At 45.9% G+C, this 11,036-nt stretch carries 9 protein-coding genes; 6 read left to right on the forward strand and 3 right to left on the reverse strand.

Annotation, left to right across the window (positions count from 1 at the left end):
• Positions 1-61: 61 nt before the first annotated feature.
• The 3 genes from C6H00_RS01420 to fliI all read right to left on the reverse strand — a co-directional run bounded on the left by C6H00_RS01420 (position 62) and on the right by fliI (position 3,620).
• The gene (locus C6H00_RS01420; RefSeq protein ID WP_104749274.1) at positions 62-1,042 is read right to left on the reverse strand and encodes an iron-sulfur cluster assembly scaffold protein; all 981 of its coding nucleotides are present in this window, start codon (positions 1,040-1,042) and stop codon (positions 62-64) included.
• Positions 1,043-1,053: 11 nt separating this feature from the next.
• Positions 1,054-2,223 carry a NifS family cysteine desulfurase gene (locus tag C6H00_RS01425; protein ID WP_104749275.1) on the reverse strand — a complete coding sequence of 390 codons (1,170 nt, stop codon included), beginning with the start codon at positions 2,221-2,223 and terminating at the stop codon, positions 1,054-1,056.
• 86 nt (positions 2,224-2,309) lie between these two features.
• Positions 2,310-3,620 (reverse strand): flagellar protein export ATPase FliI, encoded by a 1,311-nt coding sequence (gene fliI / locus C6H00_RS01430; RefSeq protein ID WP_104749276.1) that lies wholly within the window; start codon positions 3,618-3,620, stop codon positions 2,310-2,312.
• An 83-nt stretch (positions 3,621-3,703) separates the two neighbouring features.
• On the opposite strand from fliI, the gene tig reads away from it, so the two are divergent.
• The 6 genes from tig to dnaA are packed head-to-tail and all read left to right on the forward strand — an operon-like array spanning position 3,704 to position 11,000.
• The gene (gene tig, locus C6H00_RS01435) at positions 3,704-5,011 is read left to right on the forward strand and encodes a trigger factor (RefSeq protein WP_104749277.1); all 1,308 of its coding nucleotides are present in this window, start codon (positions 3,704-3,706) and stop codon (positions 5,009-5,011) included.
• On the forward strand, positions 5,008-5,601 hold the full coding sequence (clpP, locus tag C6H00_RS01440) for an ATP-dependent Clp endopeptidase proteolytic subunit ClpP (protein ID WP_104749278.1): 594 nt from the start codon (positions 5,008-5,010) through the stop codon (positions 5,599-5,601). The genes tig and clpP overlap by 4 nt, the downstream gene beginning before the upstream one ends.
• Position 5,602: 1 nt before the next feature.
• Positions 5,603-6,124, forward strand: a complete 522-nt coding sequence (def, locus tag C6H00_RS01445; RefSeq protein WP_104749279.1) for a peptide deformylase — start codon at positions 5,603-5,605, stop codon at positions 6,122-6,124.
• Positions 6,124-7,647, forward strand: coding sequence for a YifB family Mg chelatase-like AAA ATPase (locus C6H00_RS01450; RefSeq protein WP_104749280.1), 1,524 nt, complete (start codon positions 6,124-6,126; stop codon positions 7,645-7,647). The genes def and C6H00_RS01450 overlap by 1 nt, the downstream gene beginning before the upstream one ends.
• Position 7,648: 1 nt before the next feature.
• The gene (locus C6H00_RS01455) at positions 7,649-9,694 is read left to right on the forward strand and encodes a heavy metal translocating P-type ATPase (RefSeq protein WP_104749281.1); all 2,046 of its coding nucleotides are present in this window, start codon (positions 7,649-7,651) and stop codon (positions 9,692-9,694) included.
• Between the two features lie 10 nt (positions 9,695-9,704).
• Entirely contained in the window at positions 9,705-11,000 is a 1,296-nt protein-coding gene (gene dnaA / locus C6H00_RS01460; protein ID WP_104749282.1) for a chromosomal replication initiator protein DnaA, read from the forward strand.
• Positions 11,001-11,036 lie beyond the last annotated feature (36 nt).

Below are 11,036 nucleotides of genomic sequence, written 5' to 3' on the forward strand. Positions count from 1 at the left end.
AAATAGTGCATAATTATAGCATGGTAATCCAAATATCCCCCCTCAAATTCTCATCTTCGTTCTAAATTGGTAATACGCGGATGTGTTCGTCTAAATGCTCTTGCAACACCCCTTCAATGGCAAATAAAGTCCCTGTAGTCGCGCTAGCACACCCATCGCACGCGCCCATATAGCGAATATACACATCCACGAAGCCCCCACCTTCTTTAATATCCAAAACTTCTAAATTTCCTCCATCCATCATGAGCATGGGACGAATATGCAGATCAATAGCGTTATCAATGGCTTTCACTTTTTGCACCATTGTCATGTCTGCAAAGGCCAAATCCCCACTCAAGGATTTTTGCGCCTTATCTTTGAGCTCTTGCTCGGCCATCTCTGCGCGCACATCTCTTAAAATGTCCACCAAATAATGCTCCCTAGCTTCATGCCCACCGGGTTTAACACAACTCTTGCAAAAGCCTCCCGCTTTGGTGTATTGGGTAATTTCCTCCACACTTTTGAGATCATTAAGGCGAATCACCTCTTTAATTGTACCTAAGCTCACCCGCGCGCATTCACAAACGATGATTTCACTTTCAAAATCCTCTGGGTTTTTGCCCAAATATTGTCCAGCCGCTTGCTTGATCACATCATAAGCCATCACCGAGCAGTGCATTTTTTGCCCGGGCACAGCAGGCACATCGGGGTGATCTCTTAAACCGCGTTCCACATCTAAATTTGTGATTTTGACGGCATCTTGTACGCGTTTGCCCAAACAGAGTTCGACCATCATATCCGAGCTAGCAATCGCCGTACCACAGCCAAAGCTCTTAAATTTCGCATCTATAATTTGATCGGTTTTGGGATCGACTAACCAATACAGGCGCACTGCATCCCCACACGCCTCCGCACCATAATCGGCAACAATGAGTTTAGCCCCCCTAGCCTGTGCCTCTTCCTCCGTAATAACCCCTAAATGTGTGGGATTGTCCATGCGTCTACTGACTTCTTTAGAATACGCATCCCACAAAGCCCCACCCAGTAAATTATTCTTTGCCATGTGATCTCCTTTTAAAACCCATAAGAGCTAGAAATATTACGCAGTCGTTTTACTGCCTTGTTGAAGACTTCGATCGTATAGTCGATCTCTTGGGTACTATTAAAACGGCTTAAAGAAAAGCGGATCGCGGTGTGGGCGAGTTCTTTATCTGCCCCAATGGCGACCATGACCGGATTGGCTTCTAAATCCTCGCTTGCGCACGCGCTCCCAGTAGAAGCAGCAATATTAGCGCGGTTCAAATCCCACAACATCGCCTCACCCTCAATTCCGCGCACGCTCACTAAGGTCGTGTTAGGTACGCGGTGCACACGATCCCCAATCACAAAGACATCTTGGATATTGAGCAACGCGTCTTCTAATTTGTCGCGCAATTCGCCCACAACTCTATGTTCATAATCCAAATGTTCTTGAGCCAAACGCATCGCCTCGCCCATGCCCACAATGTAGGGTACATTCAAAGTACCGCTACGCCGCCCGCGCATGTGTTCTCCTCCGTGTAAAAGCGGGGTAAGCTCCACACCAGAGCGGATATACAGCCCCCCCACTCCCTTAGGTCCATGAAATTTATGTGCAGAAAAAGAGAGAAAATCTACATGCGACTTTTGCACATCCACCGGGATTTTACCAATAGCTTGTACCGCGTCCGTGTGAAAAAGCACGCCCCTCTCCTTACACACCTCTCCGATTGCCTCAATGGGGAAAATAAGCCCAGTTTCGTTATTTGCCCACATTACGCTTACTAAGGCAGTCTTGTCTGTGATCGCCTCTTTGACCTGTTCTACACTAATTGTGCCCTGCGCGTTGATGGGCAAGTAAGTTACTTCCATGCCCACGCTCTCTAAGAATTCGCAAGTAGCGTGTACAGCCGGGTGTTCTACTTCTGTAGTAATGATGTGATTTTTGCCATGTTTTAAGAACGCGTCAAAATACATGGATTTGAGCACCCAGTTATTGCTCTCTGTGGCACAGGAAGTGATAATAATATCATCCTCATTGCGTGCCCCCACGCCCGCATAAAGTTTATCTAATGCTTCTAAGATCGCCGGGTGAGTCTCTGTACCAAACTTGTGCAAAGAATTAGGGTTGCCATAATGATCCCCAAAATAGGGCATCATCAAGCGTTCCACAGCCGGATCAACTCGGGTTGTGGCATTATTATCTAAATAAATTCGTTCCATCAAAAAATCCTAAAAGAAAGATAGAGTTTGGATATGCAAAAATCATTTTCATATTAAAGTGGATATACCACGCTATCCTTTGGCCAATCTTAAGGATTCTGCATAAGATCGATGAGTTGTTGGATACTTTGTTGCGCTTCCACAATTTCTTCTTCCTCTTGAAGCATGAAAGCCTCCATAGTGCTTTTCTTATCCATAGCCTCATCTAAGTCCCTATCAAAGCCCTGTTGGTAAGAGCCAATACGGATTAAGACCTCATTTTCTTTGAGCAGGGCGTAGAGTTTACGAAATTTGCGTGCAGACAGCATGTGCTCATGCGCGCTCACCTCCTTGCTCACCCTTGAGGCAGAGTTTAAAATATTAATAGGGGGGTAGATGCCATGATCGGTCAGCTCACGACTAAGTACTATGTGTCCATCTAAGATACTGCGTGCTTGATCAGCGATGGGATCAGAGAGATCATCACCTTCCACTAACACGGTGAAAAACGCCGTAATACTCCCTTTATTTTTCTCCTTGCCTGCGCGCTCCATTAGTTGAGGGAGCAAGGTCAAGGCTGAGGGGGGATAGCCCTTACTGGTGGGGGGTTCGCCCATAGCTAAACCGATCTCGCGTTGTGCCATTGCAAAGCGTGTGATTGAATCCATCATAAACAAAACATCATGGCCTTGATTTTTGAAATACTCAGCAACGCTCATCGCGCAGAACGCGCCGTATTTGCGCATTAAAGGGGAGTCATCGCTAGTGGCCACCACCAAAACCGTGTTTTCCAAATTGCCTTGCAGATTTTTATGAATAAACTCCGGAATTTCACGCCCCCGCTCGCCAATGAGGGCGATCACTTTAATAGGCGCGCTACACCCACGCACTATCATGCCCATCAGTGTAGATTTGCCCACCCCACTACCAGCAAAAATGCCTAGTTTTTGTCCCTTACCACAAGTAAGCAAGGCATCAATGCTCTTTACCCCCACCCCAAAGGGTTCATTAATCACGCCCCGATCAAGGGGTTTCATAGGCTCTACCATTACGGGCGCAAAGGCGTTTGCTTGCACAAAGCCTAATCCATCTAGGGGATTGCCCAGCGGATCGAGTACGCGCCCTAGCAAGCCCTCCCCTACTGGAAAACTCAAGCCCTCCTTGACAAAGAGGACGCGATCCCCCACCTTGCACCCCTCCACAAAGGAAAAGGGCGCAAAGCCAAATTGACTTTTTTCCACCACCACCACCATGCCTAAGCATTCCTTACCATCGCTGCGTTCTACCCGCACCACATCCCCCACAGAGGGCAAAAAACCCTGCACAAAAACCATATTGGGCAGAATTTTACACACCATGCCATAACGAGGAGAAAGATCACGACTGAGTTGTAGGCGGGCTTTGAGCGTTTCTAAGGACATTGACACCCCCAGTGTTTAATTATCGCTTAACACAGATTTAGCTAGAATGACCCCTTATTATACTCAAACCTGAGGAGTTATAGATGGTTTTAGAGACCAAAAAACTAGATGGGGCTAATGCACGCGTATATGCCAAGCCCTCCCTTGAAGATTTTAATCAAAAAGCACAAAAAATTGCCAAAAAGATCGCTCAAAAAACAAAAATGGATGGTTTTAGAAGGGGCAAAGTGCCTGTCGATATTATCAATCAACGCTATCAAGCTCAAATCCAAGAGGAATCCCAAAAAGAGCTTTTAGATTCTGTGCTCAAAGCAGGAGTAGAAGATCTCAAAATTACCCCTCAAGAAATGATGGGTAATCCAGCGATAATTAAGTTTGAAAAACAGGATCAGCATTTTGATATTGAGCTTAACATTGGTCTCAAGCCCCAAATCGATCTTTCTAATATTGAAACCTGTATCCCTAGCTTTTCTGTGGAGTCTATCACACCTGAGCAGGTTGAAGAACGCTTGGAACGCTTGGCCAAAGAGAAGGCTATCTTTTCTGACGCACCCGAGCATAGCAAAATTAGCGAGGGACAGGGCGTGGTGTTGGATTTTGAAGGTCTTTTAGAGGGAAAACCTTTTGAGGGTAATAGTGCTAAAGATTTTGCACTTATTGTAGGCGAAGGGCGTTTACTCAAAGATTTTGAAGAACAGCTTATAGGAATGCAAGCAGGGGAAGAAAAAAGCTTTTCTGTACATTTCCCTAAAGATTATGCAAACACCACTTTAGCAGACAAAAAAGCGGTATTCCATGTGAAAATTCATAAGATACAGAACCGAGAAATCCCCGCGATTGATGAGGCGTTTATTAAGGCGGTGCTTAACCAAGAAAAAGAACCCACTTTAGAAATGCTCAAAGACAGACTTAAAGATCAACTTTTTATGGAAGCCAAGATCAAGCTCTATAATCAAGGGCTTAAGGATCAGTTGGTGGAAAATTTAGAAAAGGCATTGGATTTTGACTTGCCTCATACGATTGTTGAGCAAGAGTTAGATCTAGTCTTACGCCAATCCTTACAGAATATGTCTAAAGAAGAAGTTGAAGAGTTGCAAAAAGATCCCTCTAAGGTGCAAGAAAAGCGAGAAAGTTTTAGAGAGAGAGTGCTCAAAAGTGTCAAGGTTACCTTTATTATTGACGCGTTGGCTAGACAAGAAAATATACAAGTAGACGACCAAGAGGTCTTTCAAACCCTCTACTACGAAGCAATGATGACCAATCAAAACCCTCAAAAACTCATCGAGTATTACGACAAGAATTTAATGCTCCCAGCTGTGAAAATGACCCTCATTGAGGATCGTCTGCTCACATTCTTACTCGATCGACAACTGGCTAAGGCACAGGCATGAATCATATTCCTTTTGTGATTGAGAAAACAGGGCGGGGGGAACGCAGTTATGACATTTATTCGCGCTTGCTCAAAGATCGCATTGTGCTTTTGAGCGGAGAGATCAATGATGGCGTAGCCTCTAGCATTGTTGCTCAACTGCTCTTTTTGGAAGCCGAAGACCCCGAGAAAGATATTAATCTCTATATTAATTCCCCCGGAGGCTCTGTAACTAGCGGGTTTAGTATTTATGATACCATGAATTATATCCACCCAGACATCTGCACGATCTGCATCGGACAAGCCGCTTCGATGGGCGCATTTTTGCTCAGTTGTGGGGCTAAGGGCAAACGCTTTTCTCTGCCCCACTCAAGGATTATGATCCACCAGCCACTAGGGGGCACACAGGGACAAGCGAGCAATTTAGCCATTTACACTAAAGAAATTTTACGCCTAAAAGATTTGCTCAATCAAATCATGGCGACTAATACCGGTCAACCCTTAGAGAAGATCGAGCAAGACACCGATCGCGATTTTTTCATGAGTGCGTTAGAAGCCAAAGAATACGGGATTGTGGACGAAGTGTTGATCAAGAGCTCTAAACAGGCATAAAATGGCAATTTTGAAGGTTTTACAATATCCTAATAAGAAGTTACGCACGCGTTCTAGTGAAGTACGCGCATTTGATGCGGAATTACACGGCTTTTTAGAGGACATGTATGAAACCATGTTGGCGCGCAAGGGCATCGGTTTAGCTGCCATTCAGGTAGGCGTGCCCAAGCGTATTCTCATTATCAATCTGCCTCGCGAAGAAGACGAAACTCAACATCCAGAAGATCGCCTAGAAATCATCAACCCCGTGATCACCCACACGGAGGGAAGCATTCTATGGCGTGAGGGGTGTTTGTCTGTGCCCGAGTTTTACGAAGAGATCGAAAGACATGCTAATCTCACTCTAGCCTATCAAGACCGCCACGGAGAGTCTAAAATGCTACAGGCTAGCGAGTTGTTGAGCGTAGCAATCCAACATGAAATGGATCACCTCAACGGAATTTTATTTGTGGACAAGCTATCCATGCTCAAACGCAAGAAATTTGAAAAGGAATTTAAAAAAGCTCTCAAGAGTGAGGATTAATGCGCGCCCAAGCGCATGTCAACACCCTTTATTGCGCCACCATGCACGGGGCGAATGCTAAAATTGTAGAGGTGGAGGGGAGCTTTAGCCGTGCCCTGCCCGCCTTTGTGATCAGTGGGCTAGCTAATAACGCTATTCAAGAATCCAAACAACGCGTACAAGGCGCGTTGCATAATAATGGCTTTACCCTCCCCCCCTTAAAAATTACCATCAATCTCTCCCCCTCCGATCTGCCCAAAAGTGGGAGTCATTTCGATCTGCCTATGGCACTCTTGGTCGCCTTGCAGAAAAACCCCTTAAAACATACTTGGTTTGCCTTTGGGGAATTGGGTCTAGATGGCAAGATCAAGCATAGTGATAGCATTTTCCCCATGCTCTTAGACATTGCCCTGCAAGCCCCTAACGCCCATGTGATCTTGCCTCAAGGCGGACAAGAACTCTTTAGTTTGATTCCTAATCTCCATCTGCACTTTGTGGAGCATTTAAACCAAGCCCTAGAGCTCATCACCCAAGATAGCCAAGAGTCCTGCACACATATCCCCTACCTCCCCTTTGAAAGTTTAAATATTGGCAACACGCCCTATTACTACACGCATGATTTTGCTCTAGATTTTACCGATGTGCGTGGGCAGGAGCGCGCCAAACAAGCCGCTTTAATTGCTGCTGCTGGGATGCATAATATCCTCTTAGAGGGTAGCCCTGGCTGTGGAAAAAGCATGATTGCCAAGCGCCTACGCTATATTTTACCCCCTAGTTCTCTAAGCGAAATGATCGCCTCCATTAAACTACGCGTTTTAAGCCAACAAGAGAGCGATTACACCCCATTAAGGAGCTTTAGACATCCTCACCAAAGCGCGTCTAAGTCTAGCATTTTAGGTTCAACTCAGTCTAATCAGCCTAAACCCGGAGAGATCGCTCTAGCCCATAACGGGGTTTTATTTTTTGATGAACTTCCCCATTTCAAAAAGGACATTTTAGAAGCCTTGCGCGAGCCGATGGAAAATAACCAGTTGGTGATTTCAAGAGTTACGAGCAAAATTAGTTACGACACTTCTTTTCTTTTCGTGGGAGCGATGAATCCCTGCCCTTGCGGGAATTTGATGGATAATTTTAAGGTCTGCCGTTGTTTAGAAAGAGACATCATCGCCTATAAAAACCGCTTGAGCGCGCCCTTTTTAGAGCGAATCGACCTTTTTGTGCAGATGAGTCCTACAGAAGTGGGCGCGCAAAGCACGCACAGCTCCGCATCCATGCACCAGCAAGTTTTAGAGGCTTTTAAAATGCAAAAATCCAGAGGACAAACATGTTTAAATGGCAAGTTGAGCGAACAAGAGATCGCTAAGTTTTGCCCTTTGGATTCGCAAGCGCAACATATTTTAGATCAAGCCATTTTGCGCTATGGATTTTCTGAGCGCGTGATTGAGCGCACCAAAAAGGTTGCGCGCACTATCGCCGATTTAGCAGGTTCTAGCGTCCTTGAAAAGGCGCACATTCTGCAGGCACTCCAATTTAGAAAGGTTTAGCATGCAAAAATACCATTTTACCGGGCTAGATTGCCCTGATTGTGCCAACAAATTAGAGAACGCGCTCAACAAACAAAGTTATGTCCAAGAGGCGCGTGTGGTTTTTAATACCAACACGCTCTATCTTAAGACCCAAGACATACCCAAAGCCCTAGCCCTCATCAAACAACTAGAACCCGAGATGGAGCTCTCTGAGCAAGTACAAAGCGAGTCCAAACCCAGCGCGACACCTTTACTAATCAGTATCGTGCTTTACTTGATCGCAGTGGCCACCATCCACTTTAGTACCCAAAATTGGGCACTTTATTTAAGCTATGCAGTCTTAGCAGGCGTGTATGTGGTGGCGGGCAAAGATGTCTTTTTGGGCGCACTGCGTGCCATTAAAAATAAACAATTTTTTGATGAAAACACTCTCATGCTCAGCGCTACCATCGCTGCCTTTGGCGTGAAAGCGCACGAAGAAGCGGTATCTATTATGGTTTTTTATGCCGTAGGGGAGTTTTTACAAAAATTGGCGATTGCGCGCTCTAAACAATCCCTGCACGCACTCTTAGATGTCGCGCCTAATCGCGCCGTGCGTAAAGTAGGGCAGGAATTGCAAGAGGTTGAGCCCAGCGCGCTAGAAGTTGGGGATATTGTGCTGGTCAAAGTGGGCGAGAAAATCCCTACCGATGGCGTGGTACTCAGTGGGGAGAGCTTGCTAGATCAAAAAGCTCTCACAGGGGAGTCTCTACCGGTCAATGTCAAGGAACACAGCGCGGTGTTAGGGGGAAGTATCAATCTTAAAGGGGTGCTAGAAATCCAAGTCAGTAAGCTCTATGCAGATTCTTCGGTGGCTAAAATCGTGGATTTAGTCTCTAATGCCGTGAGTCAGAAATCCCAAACCGAGAAATTCATCACTACTTTTGCGCGCTATTACACTCCAGCGGTGTTTGTGATTGCCCTACTCATTGCTCTTGTCCCTCCCTTGCTAGGGCATGGAGATTTTGATACTTGGATTTATCGCGGACTCTTTGCTTTGATGGTGAGTTGCCCTTGTGCGCTGGTGATCTCTGTGCCTTTGGGGTATTTTGGAGGCGTGGGGGCGGCTAGCCGTGCGGGGATTTTGATTAAAAGCGTGCAAACTCTGGAAGCACTTAGTCAGGTGAAAAATATTGCCTTTGATAAGACGGGCACTTTGAGCAAGGGAGAGTTTAATGTGGTAGATGTCGTGCCCATCGCACCCTTTAGCAAAGAAGATGTGCTCACCCATGCCGCTTGTGCACAAATTCTCTCCACTCACCCCATTGCGATCTCCATTCAAAAAGCCTATAAACGCCAATGCCAGCACGAGGTCAAAGACTACCAAGAGATCGGCGGGCTAGGCGTGCAGGCTAGCTGCCACTCCCACCTCATCATCGCGGGCAATGATAAAATGTTACACAAATACAACATTCCCCATGACACCTGCAGTTTAGAGGGCACGATCGTGCATGTGGCTGTGGATGGGCAACATGTGGGCTATATTGTGGTGGCAGACACGCTTAAAGACAATGCTAAAGAGTGTTTAGGCGCGCTCAAACATGCAGGTATTGAACACATGTGTATTTTGAGCGGAGATCACGAATACAGCACTAAGCGCGTGGCAACAGAATTAGATTGCCCCTATTATGCAAACCTCTTGCCTGAGGACAAACTCAACGCCTTTAAGGAGTTCCAAGCCCAGCATACTCATAAGAGCATGTTTGTGGGCGATGGAATCAACGATGCTCCCACGCTTGCGTGCGCGGATGTGAGCATGAGTATGGGGAGTGCGAGCCAAATTAGCAAGGAGAGTGCGGATATTGTGATCACTAATAACTCTTTGCAATCCGTGCTCAAAGTCTTTAAGATTGCCAAGAAGACCAAGCGAATCATCATTGAAAATATTGTCTTTGCGCTAGGAATCAAGGCAATGTTTATTGTCTTGGGCTTTTTTGGAATCGCTACGCTTTGGGAAGCGGTCTTTGGAGATGTAGGCGTAACCTTGATCGCACTAGCTAATTCTATGCGCACGATGCGTATCTAAAAGAGTAGTCTTGATCGAACAAATTTGGGACGCGCTCAAGTTAGGCGTGAGCGAATACGAGTTTAAAACCTATATGCGCCTCTTGCACTACGATGCGCATGCCTCTAAGGCGGATCTGCTCATCTTTTATGCCCCCAATGTGCTCATGTCCCATTATATGAGCGCAAAATACTGCGCCCTCTTAGAAAATAGCATTGGCGCACACAGAGGCTATAAAGTCCAAGTGCGCATTTTACCCCCCCATGCACAGCCTGCTAGCCCCCCCAAGCCCCTTATTCTGGCTCAAAATAACCCCACCCTCAATCCCGCTTTTTGTTTTGATACCTTAGTAGTGGGGGCGTGTAACCAAATGGCGGTTAAAATCGCCACTCAAGTTGCGCGCCAAGCTGGAGTCTATAATCCTGTGCTTTTCTTTGGGGGCGTGGGTTTGGGTAAAACCCACTTGCTCAACGCCATTGGCAATCACGCCTGCGATCGGCTTAAAAGTGTGCTCTATGTTACCGCCGAACAATTTTTAAACGATTATATTCTGCGTCTCAATAGTCGTAGCATGGATAAATTCCAAGAAAAATACCGCTCTTGTGACTATCTCTTGATTGATGATGTGCAATTTTTTGCCGGTAAGGAAAAGGTGCAGGAGGAGTTTTTTCATACTTTTAACGCCTTACATGCTCAAAACAAGCAAATTGTGATGACCTCAGACAAACCTCCCAAAGATATTAAGGGGCTAGCCCAAAGACTCCTCTCACGCTTTGAAATGGGCATGCTAGCTAGCGTGCATCCTCCAACCTTAGAAACCAAGATTGCCATCATCGAGCAAAAATGCGCTCAAGATCAGATAGAACTCCCTCAAGAGGTGTTGCACTATCTAGCTAGCCATTTAAATGAGAATATTCGTCAAATCGAGGGCACACTCTTAAGACTAAATGCACACGCCACTCTTAACCACCAACCCATTAGCCTACAAATGGCACAAAGTGTGGTGCAAGAAACTACCAAAGAACGCGCCCAAGAGATCAGCTTAGATCGTATTTTAAGAGTGGTCGCCTCTACCCTCAATCTCAAATCTTCTCAAATTCAGAGCAACGCGCGTACGCGCCAGATCAGTTTGGCTAAAAAGAGCGTGATCTATCTAGCCCGCCAGCTTACTCCCAATTCCTCCAGCGCGATCGCGGAATTTCTAGGGCTTAAAGATCATAGCGCAGTGAGTAAATCTTTACGGCTGATTCAAAAGACTATGTTAGAAGACACACAAATAAAACTCCTCCTAGAAGAGATGGCGCACAAGATACAAACCCATAACTAGCTATGTTATAATAGCTTGCTTATTCATCTTCTCTTC

The organism is Helicobacter cynogastricus, assembly GCF_900197855.1.
GTDB classification, from domain to species: Bacteria; Campylobacterota; Campylobacteria; order Campylobacterales; family Helicobacteraceae; genus Helicobacter; species Helicobacter cynogastricus.